The sequence below is a fragment of the Psychrobacter sp. CX10 genome (assembly GCF_057621575.2).
The window spans coordinates 1,518,009-1,537,259 of the sequence record NZ_CM177736.1 but is presented as its reverse complement, the minus strand read 5'-3'; the positions used below and the strand labels follow the sequence as shown (position 1 = coordinate 1,537,259).

General features: G+C 39.6%; 12 protein-coding genes. 10 read left to right on the top strand and 2 right to left on the bottom strand.

The genetic code is table 11. The annotated features are described in order from the left end of the window. Nucleotides 1-223: 223 nt before the first annotated feature. From ggt to AC21OH_RS06190, 8 genes are all read left to right on the top strand, one after another. Nucleotides 224-2,116 (top strand): gamma-glutamyltransferase, encoded by a 1,893-nt coding sequence (gene ggt / locus AC21OH_RS06225; RefSeq protein WP_487370705.1) that lies wholly within the window; start codon nt 224-226, stop codon nt 2,114-2,116. A 258-nt stretch (nt 2,117-2,374) separates the two neighbouring features. Next, the gene (sohB, locus tag AC21OH_RS06220) at nt 2,375-3,373 is read left to right on the top strand and encodes a protease SohB (protein WP_487370704.1); all 999 of its coding nucleotides are present in this window, start codon (nt 2,375-2,377) and stop codon (nt 3,371-3,373) included. Between the two features lie 337 nt (nt 3,374-3,710). Next, nucleotides 3,711-4,757, top strand: a complete 1,047-nt coding sequence (locus AC21OH_RS06215; protein ID WP_487370703.1) for an alpha/beta fold hydrolase — start codon at nt 3,711-3,713, stop codon at nt 4,755-4,757. 125 nt (nt 4,758-4,882) lie between these two features. Continuing rightward, nucleotides 4,883-5,209: a hypothetical protein gene (locus tag AC21OH_RS06210; protein ID WP_487370702.1), complete on the top strand. Its 327-nt coding sequence runs from the start codon at nt 4,883-4,885 to the stop codon at nt 5,207-5,209. A gap of 312 nt (nt 5,210-5,521) precedes the next feature. Next, on the top strand, nt 5,522-7,021 hold the full coding sequence (locus tag AC21OH_RS06205) for an aldehyde dehydrogenase family protein (RefSeq protein ID WP_487370701.1): 1,500 nt from the start codon (nt 5,522-5,524) through the stop codon (nt 7,019-7,021). Between the two features lie 531 nt (nt 7,022-7,552). Further along, on the top strand, nt 7,553-11,770 hold the full coding sequence (hrpA, locus tag AC21OH_RS06200) for an ATP-dependent RNA helicase HrpA (protein ID WP_487370734.1): 4,218 nt from the start codon (nt 7,553-7,555) through the stop codon (nt 11,768-11,770). Between the two features lie 395 nt (nt 11,771-12,165). After that, on the top strand, nt 12,166-13,311 hold the full coding sequence (locus AC21OH_RS06195; protein ID WP_487370700.1) for a serine hydrolase domain-containing protein: 1,146 nt from the start codon (nt 12,166-12,168) through the stop codon (nt 13,309-13,311). A 110-nt stretch (nt 13,312-13,421) separates the two neighbouring features. Then, nucleotides 13,422-14,408, top strand: coding sequence for an alpha-glutamyl/putrescinyl thymine pyrophosphorylase clade 3 protein (locus AC21OH_RS06190; RefSeq protein WP_487370699.1), 987 nt, complete (start codon nt 13,422-13,424; stop codon nt 14,406-14,408). 150 nt (nt 14,409-14,558) lie between these two features. On the opposite strand, the gene yiaA is transcribed toward AC21OH_RS06190, so the two are convergent. Next, nucleotides 14,559-15,116, bottom strand: a complete 558-nt coding sequence (yiaA, locus tag AC21OH_RS06185) for an inner membrane protein YiaA (protein ID WP_487370698.1) — start codon at nt 15,114-15,116, stop codon at nt 14,559-14,561. A 360-nt stretch (nt 15,117-15,476) separates the two neighbouring features. Between yiaA and AC21OH_RS06180 the strand changes: the two genes are divergently transcribed. Continuing rightward, nucleotides 15,477-16,670, top strand: coding sequence for a hypothetical protein (locus tag AC21OH_RS06180; protein ID WP_487370697.1), 1,194 nt, complete (start codon nt 15,477-15,479; stop codon nt 16,668-16,670). A 248-nt stretch (nt 16,671-16,918) separates the two neighbouring features. Here the strand turns inward: AC21OH_RS06180 and AC21OH_RS06175 are convergent, their stop codons facing one another. Then, nucleotides 16,919-17,572, bottom strand: coding sequence for an AAA family ATPase (locus tag AC21OH_RS06175; protein WP_487370696.1), 654 nt, complete (start codon nt 17,570-17,572; stop codon nt 16,919-16,921). A gap of 399 nt (nt 17,573-17,971) precedes the next feature. On the opposite strand from AC21OH_RS06175, the gene AC21OH_RS06170 reads away from it, so the two are divergent. Next, nucleotides 17,972-19,132, top strand: coding sequence for a beta-ketoacyl-ACP synthase III (locus tag AC21OH_RS06170; RefSeq protein WP_487370695.1), 1,161 nt, complete (start codon nt 17,972-17,974; stop codon nt 19,130-19,132). Nucleotides 19,133-19,251 lie beyond the last annotated feature (119 nt).

Sequence of the window (19,251 nt, the reverse complement as noted above, 5' to 3'; positions counted from 1 at the left end):
TTATGCCTGTTATTGCGCATTGTCACAACTCCTAGCCCGTTACAAATTGATTTGAAATGCTTTGAACAAAGGGCAGATAGCCGCTCTAAAAAATTCACAGCCTATAAAACAGTAAAAATATAAATTAAATGTGTACTGGGGTCTATCGATTAAGGTAAGGTTTAAACATGTGGCGCTATACCAAGTGCATTTAAGTTTATAACGGTTGCTAAGGAAGATAAATATGACTATGAATACAAAAGGTAGCAGTTCTGGTGATAATACTAAATTAAAAACCTATATCAGTGCTGTTATGACAATGAGTTTATTGATGACAGGATGTCAGATAATTTCAACTGACATGCATAATGGAGTATCAAATCAGACCACTGAAGCAAATCAAATCTTACTGTCAAATGATAGTAATAAAGGGATGCAAAGTGCTGACTTAATTGCACCTGAATACGGGACTGGCCGCACCAATCAGCAGCTAGTATATGCTGATAATTATATGGTAGCTTCTGCAAATCCATTATCAACGCAAGCAGGCTATGACATACTTAAAAAGGGCGGCAATGCGGTTGACGCAATGGTAGCCATTCAAACGACATTAGGTTTGGTTGAGCCGCAATCATCGGGGTTAGGCGGCGGCGCTTATGTGGTTTATTGGAATAATATTAATAAAGAGCTGACCACTTTCGATGCACGTGAAATAGCACCATTCTCTGCAACGCCAGAGCTGTTTTTAGACGAATCTGGAGAACCTCTAGAATTTATGCAGGCTGTCATCGGTGGTCGTTCGGTCGGTGTGCCAGGTGTACCTAAGATGATGGAGGTACTGCATAAGCGTTATGGAAAGCTTGAATGGTCTGCGTTATTTGATACGCCAATCCGATTGGCTGAAAATGGATTTAAAGTTTCTCCGCGCATGGCGGCTTCAATTGCAAGCAATTCAGACAAATTGTCTCGCTATCCGCAAACAAAATCGTATTTTTTACCTAATGGTCAGCCGCTTCAAGCAGGCACATTGCTAAAAAACGCTGAGTATGCAAAAAGTATCAAAGTCTTGTCGCAGCAAGGTAGCACTCCTTTTTATCAAGGTAAATTAGCCAATAATATAATTCAGCAAGTGAAGATGGCGCATGATAATCCTGGTGATTTACGGCCCTCTAATTTTCAATCTTATAAAATAATTGAAAGAGACCCCGTCTGTAGTGAGTACCGCAAATACGACGTATGCGGGATGGGTGGATCTAGCTCCGGTGGCATCGCAGTTGGACAGATAGTGGGGGTATTAAATCAATTTACACCTGAGTATCTTACCGATAATCCAGCAAATACATTACGAGTGCTTGCAGACAGCTCACGGTTAGCTTTTGCAGACCGTGGCAAATATGTCGGCGATCCAGATTATGTCACTGTTCCCACAGCTGAGCTGCTATCGCCAGAATATCTAAAAAAACGAGCTGATTTGATTAAGTCAACAACCCTTAGTATTCCTAATGTGGTACCAGGCGACATACAGCTCAAAGACCCAGACTTAAGTAATCAAATCGCCAGTTATGTGTCTGCAGAAGCCATAGAGTTGCCCTCGACCAGTCATATTGTCGTTGTAGATCAAGCGGGGAATGTATTATCGATGACATCGTCTATAGAAAATGCATTTGGCTCGACACTGATGGCAAATGGCTATTTATTAAACAATGAATTGACTGATTTTTCATTTAAACCAGAAGAAGATGGTGAAATTGTGGCCAATCGCGTTGAAGGTGGAAAACGGCCTCGCTCTTCAATGGCACCCACAATCGTAATGGAAGATGGGGAGCCGTATTTAGCAGTTGGCTCTCCAGGCGGTAGCCGCATTATTGGTTATGTCGCAAAAACTCTAATGACCCATATTGATGGTGGGCTAGATATTCAACAGGCCATTTCCTCACCCAATATTTTAAATCGGTTTGGCACCTTTGAAGTTGAAGAAAATACCCAAGCTACCCAAGCGGTACCCCTGTTAGAAAGTATGGGCTATAAGACCAAAGTGCGAGACTTAAACTCAGGGATACAGGGTATTGTTATTACTGAAGAAGGACTTCAAGGAGGTGCCGATCCTCGCCGCGAAGGTAAGGTCATGGGGGATTAAATGCTAAAATTTGATAAGCATTACTTTATTTAAGTTATTTTGTAGCTATTTATGTAGTGGCTATTAAATTGGTGCTTATTTATTTATGGCTTAATTACTGAAGCCATTTGGTCTTAGTAAGCTATAAATCTTGAGCCTAAAAGGCAATGAGCTTGAAATTGTCAGTTTATGCAACAATATCTATAGATAGCTTAGAATATATTATGTTTTATTCGCCTAGAACCTTTATACATTATTGATAGGAAAATTTAAAAAATTATGTTATTTCACCCTACAAAAAATCCAGTAGAACTTAAAATAGTACATCTTAATAAAAAACAAAATGAGCAGCGTACTAAACTGATTGAAGCTATTGAAGATAAAAATGCAGTCAAGCACTTCAAAAAATCTTTGACCAAGGAAGCTAAAAAAAGATTAAAAAATATCACCAAAAATAAGCAAAAGCCAAAGCGTATTTTCGTTTTAGATTTTGACGGCGATATAAAAGCGTCAGCGGTTAAACACTTACGTGAAGAGATTAGCGCTATTATTAGCACTGCAAAAAAAGGCGATGAAGTCGTTGTTCGTTTAGAGTCTGGCGGCGGTATGGTACATAGTTATGGTCTTGCGGCTGCGCAACTGGTACGTCTTAAGGATGCGGGAATAACGCTAACAGTATCAGTGGACAAAATTGCCGCCAGTGGTGGCTATATGATGGCCTGTGTTGCGGATAGAATTATTGCCGCTCCATTTGCCGTCCTAGGATCAATCGGCGTGGTGTCTCAAATTCCAAACTTTAACAAATGGTTAAAAAATCACGATATTGATTATGAGATGTTCACCGCAGGTGAGTACAAACGTACGGTCACTATGTTCGGTGAAAACGATGATGAAGACCGTGCTAAGTATAAAGAAGAATTAGAGCAAACTCACAAACTGTTTAAACATTTCGTGACCACATACCGTCCACAGCTTAATTTAGAAAAAGTAGCTAATGGCGATCACTGGTATGGTGAAGATGCGCTTAAATTAAATTTAGTAGATAATCTTAAAACTTCTGATGCTTATTTACTTGAGCAAATGGATGAACATCAGGTATTCGCTTTAATGTCACGTCAGAAACCTACCTTAGTCGAAAAGTTAGGTTTAGCTAATGCGGCTCATTCAGCAGTTACTGGATTGAGCAGCGCGGCTACCAAGTCTGTCTTACACGCTGTGAGTGACAAGCTGCCTGAGATAATGACTAAGCTTGAACAAGATAAACGGCTTAAAAAGTAATCAACCTGTTGATGTTAAATGTTGATTGTTATTTACCAGTCAATTTTATAATTAAAGCGGCCTTATGGTCGCTTTTTTGTGTGTCATACTATGATATAAGGTCTAATTACAATTTGATAAGCTTAGAAAAGATTTTATCTAATCTCAAATATAGTCGGCGAAATTATAAAAAGTCACGGTGTTAACTTCGATAAGCCTACTCCAGTAGTACTTGCACTCGGTTGCCTTGTGACTACTTTAAAGTTCTTTGACTATAGATAACGGAATAGTTTTTATAAAAAAATCATATTAGAAAAGCATATAAATAAAAGCATAAAACAAGGATTGTTGCTAGCAGATGAATACTAAACTTAAAAAACAAACCCAAGTCACTAAAAATAATAAAACTAAATCCTTTATTAATAGAACCACAATTGCAACAGGTATAGCGATAACCTTAGGCACCGTTATAGCAAAAGCAGTATGGAGACCTGATTTATCGCTTGAACAATTGCGTCATTGGCAATTATCAGACAGTAAATTTGTGCCTATTAGTGATGCGAATGTTCATGTGGTTATGTCAGGTAAATGTTTCGATTCTACTGATGACGTAATAAAGGTAAGCCACAATAACAAACTCCAAGAAACCATTTTGCTATTGCACGGTACGTCTTCAAGCTTGCATACATGGTACGGCTGGAGTAAAGCGCTTGAGTCGGAATATAGCGTGCTACGTCTGGATATGCCAGGGTTTGGATTAACGGGGCCTTATACTGCTGCGCACAAGCGGTATACTTTGGACAATTATGTCGACACCGTCATTGAGGTTATGGATAACCTAGGTATTGATAAAGTATCGGTTGCGGGCAACTCACTGGGTGGGGGTGTGGCATGGCTGATGGCATTAAAGCATCCCAACCGAGTTGTGAAGTTAATACTAATCGACGCCTCAGGTCTCAAGTTCAAGTCACATAGCGTACCCATAGGCTTTAAATTGGCCCAATATCGCGTGCTCGAACCAATTATTACTAAGGTGCTTCCTAAGCGTTTAATCCGAGACAGCGTGTATAGTGTCTATGCTAACAAGTCCAAAGTTACTAGCGCTTTAGTCAATCGCTACTATGAGCTAGCATTACGCCAAGGAAACCGCGCCGCATTATTAAAACGAATGCGTGAAGGGTTGTCTAGCGCTAAAGTAGGTAATTTGTCCGATATCAAACATCCCACGCTAATTATTTGGGGCGGGCAGGACAAGCTTATCCCAATCGATAGTGCGTATAGATTTGAAAGAGCGATACCCAACAGTCAGTTAGAGATTTTTGATAACTTAGGTCATGTGCCCCAGGAAGAAAATCCACAAGCAACCGTTGCGGTAGCGATGAAATTTCTGAAGGGAACCTTATAGTCGTTATAATCTATTTAAAGAGGCTAAATTAATTTTATAAGTACGAGATTAAGCTTTATTACGTTTTTATCATGAATTAGTGTTTAATATATTAGTTTATTATCTAAATTTTTATGGAGGTGTTTATGGCGCTAGATATGTACTACAAAATCGGTATGGGTCGTAAAAAACGATACAGAATTACGAATGATATGATAACGACGTTATATCAAGTTCATAACAACGCAAAGTTCCCTAAAGTAACGTGGTTGATAGATAACCTATATGAACATATTGAAATCAATCCTGATATTTGCAAAGCTTTGCTAAATGAAATGGATTTATTTGAACAGTTATTATTATCCTTACATTTACCTTTTCCTAGATTGGCCTTGCTGGATTTACAAAAGTTTTTAAAGAGCGCACAAGGTCGACAACGAGTGATCTATATTAAAATGCCTAAAATGTACTAAGTATCATATTCTTATTATTAACTATTGCTTAGTATTAAATATATTGAAGTCACGTTAGATAAACAATATCTCATATTAATTTACGCAGATATATTTAAGCCTGTGATAGCATAATTTTGAGCTTAAAAGCTCTAGTTAATAAAATGTAGGTTTATAAGCGCCTTTAATAAATTTAGCATATAGCTAAATAAACGCATATCTCAAAACAAATGCTTATCGCCTTGAATTTAATCGCCTACTAATAATCCTTACAACACTCTTAAAAAACTTTATAAAACATTCTAATAATAACTAACTATAGGTAATCATAATATGTCTAATACAACAAACACAGCAAATGATCAGGCACCACAACGCTATACAGACTTCAACTACCAATACATCGCAGGCGAGTGGGTAAAAGGTAAAGATGACAGCGCCAATATCAACACAAACCCTTATACGGGTGATACCTTAGTTGAAATCACTCAAGCAACCAAAGAGCAGCTTGATGAGGCCTTTCAAGCAGCGAGTGACGCACAAAAAGAATGGGCGAAAACACTGCCTGCTGAGCGCACCGCTATAATGTATAAATTTATTGAAATCTTAGACCAGCGCCATGATGAAATTGCCGATTGGCTTATCAAAGAATCTGGCAGTACTCGTATTAAAGCAGAGATTGAGCTTAAGATTGCTCGTACTGTTACAGTAGAAGCAGCAACCTATCCTAACCGCGTGCATGGTGAAATTAGACCTTGTAACACCCCTGGCAAACAAAACTTTGTGTTTCGCGACCCTATCGGAGTAATCGCTTTAATTAGTCCTTGGAACTTTCCGCTACATTTAACTCAGCGCTCGCTAGCGTCAGCACTTGCCCTTGGTAATGCCGTGGTATTAAAGCCTGCCAGTGATACACCAGTGACAGGTGCATTGCTACTTGCTAAGCTTTTTGAAGAAGCAGGATTGCCAAAAGGGGTATTAAACGTTGTCGTTGGTGCAGGCAGTGAAATTGGCGATGCTATTGTCACCCATGACACCCCAAGCCTAGTGTCCTTTACAGGTTCTACCCCTGTCGGCAAGCACATTGGCGAGCTTGCCTTTAGCGGTGACTACATTAAAGATGTGGCATTAGAGCTAGGTGGCAACAACCCCTTTGTTGTATTAAAAGATGCTGATATCGATCAGGCTGTAAAAGCTGCGGTATTTGGTAAGTTCCTGCATCAAGGTCAGATTTGTATGGCAATTAACCGTATTATTGTTGAAGCAGACATTTACGACAGCTTTGTAGAAAAATTCAAAGATATGGTGACCTACCTGAAAGTAGGTGATCCCAATGATGAAGATACCTTTATTGGACCTATTATTAACAAAAACCAGCTAGAGTCGCTAAAAGATAAAATCGAAACCGCCAAAAACGAAGGGGCTAATTTACTTCTAGAAGGTAAAATTGAGGGTCAACTTGTACACCCTTATATATTTACTGAGGTGACATCAGAGATGGACTTGTTCCGTAATGAAATCTTTGGTCCATTAGCCGCCATTGTAAAAGCTCAAAATGAGCAAGAAGCGCTAACCCTCGCAAACGACACCCAATTTGGCTTATCAAGTGCTGTATTTACCAATGATATGCAAAAAGGTATGAATTTTGCCAAACGTATGGAAGCGGGTATGACTCATATTAATGACATGCCAGTTAATGATGAGAGCATGGTACCGTTTGGCGGTGTCAAAAACTCAGGTATTGGACGCTTTAACAGTGACAAAATCCTAGAAGAGTTTACCAAAACACATTGGGTTTCTTTCCAAAACGAACCGCGCGATTATGGATTCTAGGGGCTACTAGGGGCTTTTAGGAGTTTATAGGGGCTTTGAATAAAAGGATTCTAAATTTAAATAGATTATAATTTAACGCAAAAGGCCACATGAGGTGGTCTTTTTAGTGCTTAATGAATACACAGTTGCAATAAATAAACCTTAAAACAGGTAGCTATCACCGCTTTACGCTGCTATCTGCATGCCATAACGAGGCAGTCGCTAAGCGATGTGGTGTCGCCTGCTTCGCGCGCCACCGCATAGCTAGCGCCTGCAACTCGTCCTGTCATGCAGTATATCCGCTGCAATCGGGGCTAAACCGCACCTCCAATGCAACCATCGTACAATGAAATAAGTTATAATAAGTATCAACGAGTAAAACCCTAAATACAAAACCATCTTGAAACCACCTTCCAAAACCCCCATAAAAAACCAACACATAGCAAATAATAGCCTAAGCAAATGCCAGATTCTAATCAAAACAATCAAATAGACAATAAACTAATACCTATCAAAAACAAGGTGCTAGAGAGCACAGCAAAAAATCAAACGATGACCTCTACAGAAGTCCCCGTCCTTGCCAAAGACCGACATTTTCTGAGCCGCTTGCAAAGGGAGCTCGCTCGCCCTAACAACAATACCCCTGAAAAGGTACTGGCAGAAAAAAAGGCTAAGTTTGAAAAAATAAAACACCGCTCACAACAAGTGGTACAAGAACGTATTGACAGTATTCCATATAATATGGCTGAGCGGCTCAATCATGAGCTACCTGTGAGTAAGCGTAGCGAAGATATCGTTCAAGCGATTATTGATAATCAGGTCATTATTGTTGCTGGTGAGACAGGCTCAGGTAAGACCACCCAGCTTCCTAAGCTTGCCATGATGGCAGGGCGAGGTATCACTGGACAAATAGGTCATACCCAGCCAAGGCGATTAGCGGCACGAAGTGTGGCAAACCGAGTCGCTGAAGAGCTCGGTGAGCAGCTAGGTGATACGGTTAGCTTTAAGATTCGGTTTAATGAGCAAGGCACCGCTAAATCTGTGGTCAAGTTAATGACCGACGGTATTTTACTTGCTGAGCTGGGTCACGATAGATTTTTAACCCGTTATGACACTATTATCATTGATGAGGCGCATGAACGGAGTTTAAATATCGACTTTATTATGGGGTATCTTAAACAGCTATTGCCCAAGCGTCCCGATTTGAAAGTCATCATTACCTCTGCAACCCTCGATACAGGTCGCTTTAGCGAGTACTTTGCACACTACGATAAAGCCAAAAAGCGTATGGTGCCCGCGCCTGTTATTGATGTGGAAGGTCGGGGTTATCCGGTCGAAGTACGCTACCGAGCACTTACCGATGAACCTGTTACCAGCTCCGATGATGACAGCTTTGATGACTTTGAGGATAATCTACCTCGTGCAGTGGTCGCAGCAGTTGAAGAGTGTTTTGAAGATGCGATCTCTAAAGGTCATCCAGAGCATGCAGATATCTTGATATTTGCAGCCACCGAAGCCGAAATCCGTGAGATGCAAGAGGTGCTAATAGCGCATGGTCCGCGCCATACTGAAGTGTTACCGTTGTTTGCTCGTCAGTCGTACGCTGAGCAACAACGTATTTTCAAACCCTCTGGGCGAGGGCGCCGTATTGTTATCGCTACCAACGTCGCTGAGACTGCATTAACCGTACCGGGTATTCGCTATGTTATAGATTTAGGCTTTGCCCGTATTTCTCGTTATTCATACCGTTCGCGTGTTCAGCGTCTACCAATTGAAGCGATAAGTCAGGCGGCAGCCAATCAGCGTAAAGGGCGCTGCGGGCGTATTGCACCAGGTGTTTGTATTCGCTTGTACTCAGAAGAAGATTTTGAAAATCGTCCTGCTTATACCGAGCCTGAAATATTAAGAACCAACTTGGCATCCGTTATTTTACGAATGGCTAGCCTGCGCTTAGGTACAGTGGAGAACTTTGACTTTATTGAGCCACCTGATAGCCGCTTGGTAAAAGATGGTCGCAAGCTACTCGATGAGCTTGGCGCCATTACTCCCAAAAACCCAAATAGCACCAAGCCACTTGCAAAGCAAACCTTAAATGAGGTGAAACTGACACGAGTAGGTCAGAAGATGGCACGTATGCCCATTGACCCAAGGCTGGCTCGCATGCTGGTTGCAGGTAGTGACTTTGATTGTATGCTAGAGATGTTGATTATTGTAGCAGCATTAGCCGTGCAAGACCCACGTGAGCGCCCAGCAGAAAAACGTGCCCAAGCAGACCAAAAGCATGCCATATTTCGTCAAGAAGACTCTGACTTTCTGTTTTATCTAAGTTTATGGAAGGCGCTATATGAGGGCGGCACCAATAAGCTAACTAATAGTCAGCGCAAATCATTTGCTAAAAAGCATTATTTAAGTTTTCCGCGTCTGCGTGAGTGGGAGAAAACGTATCGTCAATTAGAGCAGATGGTCTCAGATTTAAGGCTCTTAACCGACTCAGGTACTGATAAAAAGCAAAAACCACAAGCCCGTCATGATAAGCACGGTAAAAAAGGAAACAGTGCAAAACCAAAAGTCAACCCATCTAAGAACAATAACCAGCAACAAACCAAAGTGGCTAGATATGTCGCGACTGACTTAATTGTGACTGATAAAAAAGAAGTCAATGAAGAGCAGCGAGCGGTTAAATATGCCAATCTACACCGTGCGCTATTAACTGGTTTGTTATCAGTTATTGCGCATAAAACAGACCAGCGCGGTGAGTATCTGGCAGCACGTCAACAGAAAACTAAGATTTTCCCTGCAAGTACTGTATTTAAACAAGCACCACCTTGGTTAATGGCATTTGAAATAGTGGAAACCTCACAAGTATTTATGCGCACAGTCGCCAAAATTGAACCTGAATGGATTATCTCGGCAGGCGGTAATTTGCTCAAGTACCATTACTTTGAGCCACATTGGTCGAAGAAGACGGGACGGGTGCGGGCATATGCTCAAATCAGTTTGTTTGGTCTGATTGTGGTGGCTAAGCAGCTGACCAACTATGAACAGATTAATCTTGAAGAATCTCGTGAAATCTTTATCCGAGATGGCTTGGTAACGGGTAACTTGGGGCGTCAAGCACCATTTTTGCAACACAACATGGACAAGATTGCGGATGTGGAGCGCATCGAGGATAAGCTGCGTCGTCGTGACTTACTGGTTGATGAAGAAGACTTATATCAATTTTATGAGCGTAAAATCCCTGAGCATATTGCAAGCCGAAAAGCGTTTGAAGACTGGCGTGCAGAAGTTGAAAAACAAGACCCAAAGTTCTTGTTCTTCACTGATGATGATGTACTCAAAGAGACAGCACCCACTACTGGCGAGTTTCCTGAAGTATGGCAACTGGGTGACCTAAAGTTACCCTTAAAATATGTGTTTGATCCTGCATCACAAGATGATGGCGTCACTATTCGAGTGCCGCTTGCTGCTTTGCCTCAACTCGATGCTATTGAGCTGTTGTGGGGAGTGCCGGGCTGGCGTTATGAATTAGTATTGCAACTGCTCAAGTCTTTACCTAAAGATATCCGTAGAAAAATCGTTCCCATTCCTGATACCGCAGACAGCTTGTTTGATGAGTTAGAAGCCAATCACCAACAAGGGCTACTGAATCAGCTGTGCCAAGCGCTTCAGCGTCGAGGAATTGTGGGCGTTAAACCTGAGGACTTTAATCCCTCATCAATTGACCGTTATCTCCAGCCACAAATTTGTGTCGTAGATGACAGAAAGCGGGTAATTGAAAAGGGGCGAGACTTAAAAGCGCTACAGCAGCGTCACGCAAGCGAGACCAGTCAAGCGGTTAGCTCAAGTCAAGGCAGTGAGGGCGTTCATACCCATTTCCCAGAGCACTTTAAATTTAGTAAAAATCGTCACAGTGCAGGTATTGTGATGAAAGAGTTTTCAGCCTTAGTCGCTGATGAAGCAGGTGAGGCGGTGACCATTTATCAATTTACCGATGTTAGCGCCGCTTTAAAGGCACATCGCAAAGGCGTTCTTAGTCTTATTAAGTCAAAACTGGGTGCAAAACAAAAACAGTTAACCAGTCAAATCGACAAGACCTTTAAACTGGCTTTTGCACCTTTAGGGGACATGGAAAAGCTTAAAACTATTGTGGTTGATGCCACCTTAGATGCCACGCTTGAATCTCATGCGCCACATTTTAAAAGTAATAAAGAAGCGCTCCCTGATAATGCTGATAAAGTCGCTGAAAAGCTTGCTGTTCAATTGCCTATAGATGAGAGTAATTATGCCAAAACCGAAGAGGCAGTATTGGGTCAGTTTTTATTACAAGGGCAAACCGTCCTAAAGTTATTAAAAGAGGTCTATACGCGCTGGCAACGCATTCGCCGTAGCCTACTGATGCTCGACAGTGAGGTATTTGGTGAGTCAATTGATGACATTGAAGATCAGCTCGATGATTTGCATTTATCAGACTTTGTGTATCGTATGGATTATGAGCACTGGCAACAATATCCACGCTATCTTGAGGCGTTAGAAATTCGCATTGAGCGCTTAGAGCATAATCTGGATGGTGATTTAGATGCGGTGTACGAGCTTGATGAGCATATGGAACGTTTAGCCGGTCGTGCTGATGATGAGCTTATCTGTGACTATCGCTGGCTGGTTGAAGAGTTCCGTATTCAACTGTTTGCTCAGCCAATGAAGACGCGTCAAGCCGTGTCGCAAAAGCGATTAAACAAACTGTGGGATAAGGTGAAGTTTAAAATTAAATAAGAGCTATTAAATGATGCTGGATAAAATTCCAACATCCTTTTATTGTTATAGATATAATTGTTGAATTATATAGTCAATCAATCTTAAAAGCGGAACAAGTTGAACGTGCGCGAGTACTACTAACGTAGGCTTAGTAAGTTTAACGCGATTATACTTTAAGAGTGGTATGACTATAAATATAGTCAAAGAACTTTAAAGTAGTCACAAGGCAACCGAGTGCAAGTACTACTAAGGTAGGCTTAACGAGGTTAACACCGTGACTCTTTATAAGTTCGCTGACTATACAGCCCCTATTTATAGCTAAGGAAAGTTATATGGTAGTTTTACGAATATTATTTAAATGGATTTTGTTGCCGATTTTTGGGTTGCTAATAATTATATCTTTAGGTCTGATTTTGACTGGGAATGGCTATATATTTCGCGGTGTTCAATTAACCTACCTTAAAGGTGAAAAGACCGCAAACATTGATGATTATGTCGATTTTGATAATAGAGTGATCAAACCTGCAACACACATCCCTTGGGGTTCTCACCCTAATGCCGATGACTTTGAATTAACACCCCCTCTCCAAACCGCCTTAGATACAGATCAAACTATCGCCTTTGCCGTTATACAAGATGGTCAGTTATTGTATGAAAACTATTGGCAAGGCTATAGCGGCGAGTCACATACCAATAGTTTCTCGATGGCGAAAACGGTAACTACAATGCTTTATTTAAAAGCCGTAGAAGAGGGTTATATCAACAGTGTCGATGAACCTATAACGACGTTTTTGCCCGAATATGCAGACAATGAGTATGCCAAGGAATGCACGCTTGCAGATTTATCAGGTATGACCTCAGGTTTTGATTGGCTTGAGGATTATTATTTACCTGTTAACCCAACGGCTAAAGCTTATTATGGCAATAAGCTGATCAAACAGATGACTAGCCGGGATTTTGTTGAACCGTGTGGTAATCACTTTGATTATTCTTCAGGCGACACTCAGTTACTAGGCATTGCGCTGACGAGAGCTTTAGCACCGCATGGATATACTGCATCAAGTTATTTAGAGGAGAAGTTTTGGCAACCGCTTGGCATGAAAGATAACGCTTACTGGTCGCTTGATGGCTCTGCAGAAATTGAAAAAATGTACTGCTGTTTAAATGCAAATGCTTTAGATTTTGCCAAATTTGGACAGCTGCTTTTACAAGGCGGCGAATGGCAGGGTAAACAATTACTATCTAAAGAGCATGTACATTGGATGATAACGCCAAATAACGCGGCTTTTAATGACGGTGAAGCTAAGGTATATGGTCATTCTATTTGGACTGATCTTGACAGTCCCATTCCTTTTTATGCCATGCTTGGGCATTTAGGTCAAAGAGTATTGGTACTACCAGAGTCCAATACAATTATTGTTCGTCTAGGCAAACAAAAAGGGTTGAATCAACCTATTGCTGGCTTTCATTTAGAACCTGATCTCGGACTGTATGTTAGTGAAGTGGTAAAAGAGCTAAATAACCTTAATATACTATCTAAAGATGAAAGTGTGCAGTGATGTAGAAATTATATCCAATAATCTTTTTATTTCCCTAAATTTTCAACAAATAAGTGAACTAACGAGATTTGGTTCACTTTTTTAATTTTAACACGGATAAAACGATATACATGATTGACGACTATCAAAATAATACCTATATGAATATAGCGGAGCAAATCAGAACCTATTTGATTAAAAATAGCCTAAGTATTAATTTACCTAGTATTTCGTATGAAATCTTAGCACTTCAGTTGTTAGAAAGTATCAAACACGAAACCGACATACACGCTCTTTTTGACGGTCAGATACACCAACAAGTTTGCGATCCATACTCACAGTTTTTTGATCCAATAAAAGCTATAGTTTATCTAAATCAAAAAGACCATGATGAGGCGTGTTGGTTAAGTTTCTTAATTATTTATACCGATGATAATGCAGAATCTGACTGGACTTTTATTAGACAGCTTTACAAAAGGGAATCTACATTTGATATAAAAAGCAAGCAGTTAAATAATACCGTAGAAACTGAAGTAGGCATAGACGCAGTAGAAAGTAGCGAATCACACTCATCAAAAGTGCTAAGTTGGCAGTTTATTACCCATGATAACCATCTTATCAATCCACGACTAGAAGCTTTAGCGGTTAATTTAGCACAAAGCCCGAATAAACCCAAATTCGGCCATCATCGTGCCTATGAATCGTTAAAACATTTGCCGACAGTATTTAAAAGCTATATTGATTTCATAGAAGAGCAGGGCGGGCATCAAGCGCTGTTTAAACCGTATCACCAAAAGTTGGATAAAGAAGCTTATTTTAATTATCTGTACACGTTAATAAGACAACGCATTTATCGATTTGGTAGGTTGTCAACATTTGAATATTTATGTTTGATGAGCAAAATGATATTGGCTGAGGTTGAGCCAGATGGTTGTTATATTAATGAGGCTAGTGGTCCAAAAAGAGGTGCTAAATTATTATTTGGTATGCTTAGAAATGAACGGCTTGACTATCATGCTATTGGTTTGGCTGAGCATTTAGAAATGAGCTTCCAGTCTGTAGAAGCTGCTCTATGTCATTGGCAAAAGTCGCCAACGCGATTTATAAAATATGATTAACAGCGTACATAGTGTTTTTTATAGCGCTATTTATAGATCACCATTTTTATTGTGACACCATTTTATTATGACACTATGTTTTACTAAAATATGTTGAGAGTAGTTAGTTTTGAGGAGCTTAAGAGTATAGGTTCTTATGAATATAGGAGCCTAAGACTCGGACTTAGCTTTGGACCTAATGGTCCCGAATAACGATTTCTCCCCCTCATCGTTAGTCTTGGCTTTAGTCACATCGTGAATATTGTGTGACAGTATTGGGGCCGTGTTACCAGCTTGTAAGGCTTTAATTTGCGCTTCATCGCGAGTATTTTTTTGGATAGTAATGGCGGCGAACATACTCATGGTAAATGACATCAGATAAAAGCCTTTTTCGCTCAGCGACAGTCCACCAGCATTTAATAACCCGATTATCATCAATGCAATGGATGCCCCAAGAGCTGCCCAACTGATCCAGTAGTACATGACCGATGTAGGTATGCCTTCCGCTCTATCACGTACAGTCTTTTGAAGACTTATAGACGCATACAATCCTAATGCCAAAACTACCCCGTAAAAGCCTTTTTCGCTCAGCGCCATTCCTGCTGCATTCCATAAGCCAACAAAAAAGGCAATTGTACCAACACCCAATACTGCCCAAGTTGCACCTATATAGGCAGTTGTGGGACGGTAGTTTGACAGACTTTGAGTATTCAAAGGATGCTGCTGCATAGAATATCCTTATAAAGAGGAGAGAGCTGTTGTGTCACTTTTAAAACCGTACTGTTTATTAAAAGCTATCAAATGCAAAATACTCTTAATAGCGCTATTCAATAAAAAAAGATAATTATATTAAACGATAATTATTTTAAACGATAATTTATTAATTACATTTCATAATATTTTTAGAGTATAGACACAAGCTATATACGGGTCAATAAAAGTTTTAGAACTATTTTTTTATTATCATTAAAAGTGTACTTTATTAAGGCGGTATTATAATATTTAGAACTTACAATACGTTAGGGTATCGCTTTAATTCTTCAGACCTTTATATACAGACTAAATGTCTCATTAACAGAACAAATAACTATGGATTTCATCTATTTAGTATTACTTGTCAGCTTGGTAATTATCATACCAATTTTATTTATTATTATAGAAAAGTCGCGCCGTGAGCAACTCAGCTCAAGTTATCAACATCAAAAGTTTATAGCAACTAAGGCACAAGGGGAGCTACACCAGTCTCGACCCGATATAAAAATAGGCGATACAATTATTTATTATCATAATCTATCTACAATGCCGATAGATTACCGCCAGCTATTGGCTAAATTGCATGAACAATATAGTTATTTATCGACGCAAGAGCTTTCAAATGAACAGCGTTTTACTATCGATAAGTTAATAGGTACACGTTTACCTGAAATACTAGAAGATTATCTCGATTTAGATTCTGAATTTGCTCAACGTTCAATTATTGATAAACACAAACAGTTAACAAGTCATGATGTGACCTACAATCAGCTTGATTCGATGTTTGCGTTTTTGCGTCGTCTAGCAGAAGAGGGTCAATCTAATAAAGCGAACAATATCCTTATAAATAGCACGTATCTAAAAACAGTTTATGATTCTTTCTATCAAGACGATGCCACACATAATAATAGTCAATTAAATGATACATATAATGACCTTAATACTTATCTAGATATAGAGGACATGGATATAGAAGACATGGATATTAAGGACACTACTAGTGAAGAAATTATGTATACGCTAGGTGAGTCTTATCTTATAGATTGCGATGAGCTTATAGCATCGAGTTCTACGAGCGAAAAGACGCCTACTCAAACTTCGCCAAATATAATTAAATTAAGCAATAACAAACAGATATTGGGCGATGAGATTATTATAGAGTTAGGACAGCTGGTTCATATCGCAGAACAAACCTTGATTTGCGCTGATGATGCAATGGTTAGTACAGAGCCATTAAAAGTATTTGATACGATCATGAGCCATGCTATACCGCACCTTTTGCGTAGCGCTATCATGGAGTCATACCCTGAACCCGTATCTAAAATTAGAGAAGAGAGCCTAATTGATAGAATAACACAATTCGGAAAAATTTTAGAAGACTGTATGCATAATCTAGATGAGTTTGTAAAACAAAAAGATACGTCAGAATTTTTAACAACGATATCAGTTGAGGACTTAAACAGCTTATTAAGTTCTAAACAACATGATGCACAGCACTTATTAGAAAGTGAGTTTTTCGAACTAAACTAAAGGCTCTTTAAAATCTTCATTAGAAAAATTACAGTTTCAAAGCTTTATAACCAATATGATTTAAGGAATGGAACTTGGAACTTGGAACTTGGAACTTGGAACTTGGAACTTGGAACTTGGAACTTGGAACTTGGAACTTGGAACTTGGAACTTAAGAGATTGAGCTTAAGCAATTTGAAATAAGTAATTGATCAAAACCAGATCCCCTTAATTGGTTTGTTTTAATAAGCTGCGTTGTATAAGTTGTCTTAACTAAGCTGCTTTAACCAAGATGCAACCTTATCGACGCGCTCTTGTCGGGTTCCGCCAATACGTCTAAACGGTTTGCTATGGTAGGTTAATGCATCGGCAAAAAATTGACTAATCTGCTCCCTTTGGTGTGGCGCATCACGAAGATCATCCTCAACCCAAGGCACATCCACTTCTGTTAGCAAAATTAGGTCGTATGAATGGTTTAAGGCGGCAGCTTCAATTGCCAAAGGGCAATCATCATAATACCAATAAGAATATACCATCAACTCAAATAATGCGGTGTCACAAAATAGATAGTCAGTGGCCAATTTGGAAAGTGCGTTTTCATTAGCAACTTGACCTTGAGCGATAGGCAGTAAATCTTCCCATTCACAAGATGTACGCGAGTTATCCCACTTGTGTTGCAAGTAAGAACGCATGTATTCACCCACCCACTGCGTATCAAAATGAGCCGCTAGATCTTTACATAACGTCGTTTTACCAGTGCTTTCGGCGCCTAAAACCAGTACTTTAAACAGTTCAGGAGTTTCATATATGCGTAAATCGTCTGGCAATGCGTAAGGAGTTAGTGATTTAGACTCATTAAAAATCCCCCACTGTTTGGTTTGGCAACGTGTCTTATTAAGCTGTGGATATGGATTGATTGACATAAAAAACTTATTACCAGGGTTTTGAATCAGATAAGGAATCTAGAATAGGTTAGCCGTGCAATCATTAGAGTATCTATTAGAGAGTCGAAATAATAGAGAGTCGAAATAATAGAGAGTCGACATAGTAGAGCGTCGACATAGTAGAGCGTCGACATAGTAGAGCGTCGACCTAGTAATAAAGTACACTGTTTAAAAATTTATAACACACTCTATTAGGAATAATAAAACAAAACAGGCATAATAATTGTTTAAAACTTTAATTTAGATTTTAACCATTAATAGCGCTAAATGCTTTAAGTTTAATTATTGAATTAACAAGCTTGCTTAATAGGTAGAGTTGATTGATTAATAATTAGCCTACTTTATAAGTAAGATGAATGACCTAAAATAGGAAGCCACATGAAGACATATATTACAGGGACAGGATTATATATACCACCTCACAGCATCAGTAACGAGGAGCTGGTAGATACCTTTAATCAATATGTAGACAATTATAACGAAAAATATGCTGCTGAGATTGATGACGGTAAACGCGAGGCTTTAGAAAAATCCTCTCCTGAATTTATCGAGAAAGTCTCAGGTATCAAGTCGCGCTATGTGATGGATAAATCAGGCTTATTAGATCCAGACTTAATGACGCCTATTCTTGCACCGCGTAAGTTAGGTGAAGAAGTATCATTAATGGCTGAGATGGGGGTAGATGCACTACAGCAAGCAATGGATGAAGCGGGTATAGAGGCGAGTCAACTAGATGGCATTATTGTAGCGTGTTCTAACCTTCCTCGTGCCTATCCTGCATTGTCTATTGAGATTCAGCAGGCAATTGGTATGGATGGAGGGTTTGCTTATGATATGAATGTGGCGTGTAGTGCCGCTACGTTTGGTATCTCACAAGCAGTAGGTTCTATCCAAACTGGTTTAGGTAAACGTATTGCAGTCGTGAATGTTGAGATCACTTCTGCTCATTTGAATTGGAGAAATCGTGACAGTCATTTTATTTTTGGTGACGTAGCAACAGCAACTATTGTAGAAAAGCTTGATACCGAGCACTCCGATAGCCCTAAAGGTTATGAGATTATAGACGCTAAACTATTTACTCAGTTTTCAACCAATATCAAGAATGAATACGGCTTTTTAGATAGAGCGCAGTATCTAGCCGAAGAGGCTGAGATGTATCATGATATTGACGACCCCGTTAATGACAAGTTATTTTTACAAAATGGGCGCAAAGTATTTCGTGAAGTATGTCCAAAAGTATCTGAATTAATCAAAACCCATTTACAAGAAAATGAGTTTGATCCAAAGACAGTTAAAATGATGTGGTTACATCAAGCCAATGCAAACATGATCAGTTTGATCCTTCGGAGTGTTGTTGGTAAAGATGCCGACCCTGCAATAGCGCCTTCAGTAATTGCTGAGTTTGCCAATACCAGCTCGGCCAGTCCTATCATCGTGTTCCATCGATATAAAGACCAGCTTGAGTCAGGTGATTTGGGGGTAATGTGTTCGTTTGGGGCGGGGTACTCAATTGGCTCAATACTGGTAAGAAAAGCATAGTTTTAAACCATTATAATTTTCAACAGACCCTAAATCTAAAATCTTTGAATTCAAACATGTTAAGTGTCGGTATTTATTACAGAATTTGCTATAATTACCGGCTTAAATTTTATTGAACT

Excerpts from the sequence above, each read along its gene's own strand:
- ggt (WP_487370705.1), top strand. The coding sequence starts at position 224 with ATGACTATGAATACAAAAGGTAGCAGTTCTGGTGATAATACTAAATTA.
- sohB (WP_487370704.1), top strand. The coding sequence starts at position 2,375 with ATGTTATTTCACCCTACAAAAAATCCAGTAGAACTTAAAATAGTACAT.
- AC21OH_RS06215 (WP_487370703.1), top strand. The coding sequence starts at position 3,711 with ATGAATACTAAACTTAAAAAACAAACCCAAGTCACTAAAAATAATAAA.
- AC21OH_RS06210 (WP_487370702.1), top strand. The coding sequence starts at position 4,883 with ATGGCGCTAGATATGTACTACAAAATCGGTATGGGTCGTAAAAAACGA.
- AC21OH_RS06205 (WP_487370701.1), top strand. The coding sequence starts at position 5,522 with ATGTCTAATACAACAAACACAGCAAATGATCAGGCACCACAACGCTAT.
- hrpA (WP_487370734.1), top strand. The coding sequence starts at position 7,553 with ATGACCTCTACAGAAGTCCCCGTCCTTGCCAAAGACCGACATTTTCTG.
- AC21OH_RS06190 (WP_487370699.1), top strand. The coding sequence starts at position 13,422 with ATGATTGACGACTATCAAAATAATACCTATATGAATATAGCGGAGCAA.
- yiaA (WP_487370698.1), bottom strand. The coding sequence starts at position 15,116 with ATGCAGCAGCATCCTTTGAATACTCAAAGTCTGTCAAACTACCGTCCC.
- AC21OH_RS06180 (WP_487370697.1), top strand. The coding sequence starts at position 15,477 with ATGGATTTCATCTATTTAGTATTACTTGTCAGCTTGGTAATTATCATA.
- AC21OH_RS06175 (WP_487370696.1), bottom strand. The coding sequence starts at position 17,572 with ATGTCAATCAATCCATATCCACAGCTTAATAAGACACGTTGCCAAACC.
- AC21OH_RS06170 (WP_487370695.1), top strand. The coding sequence starts at position 17,972 with ATGAAGACATATATTACAGGGACAGGATTATATATACCACCTCACAGC.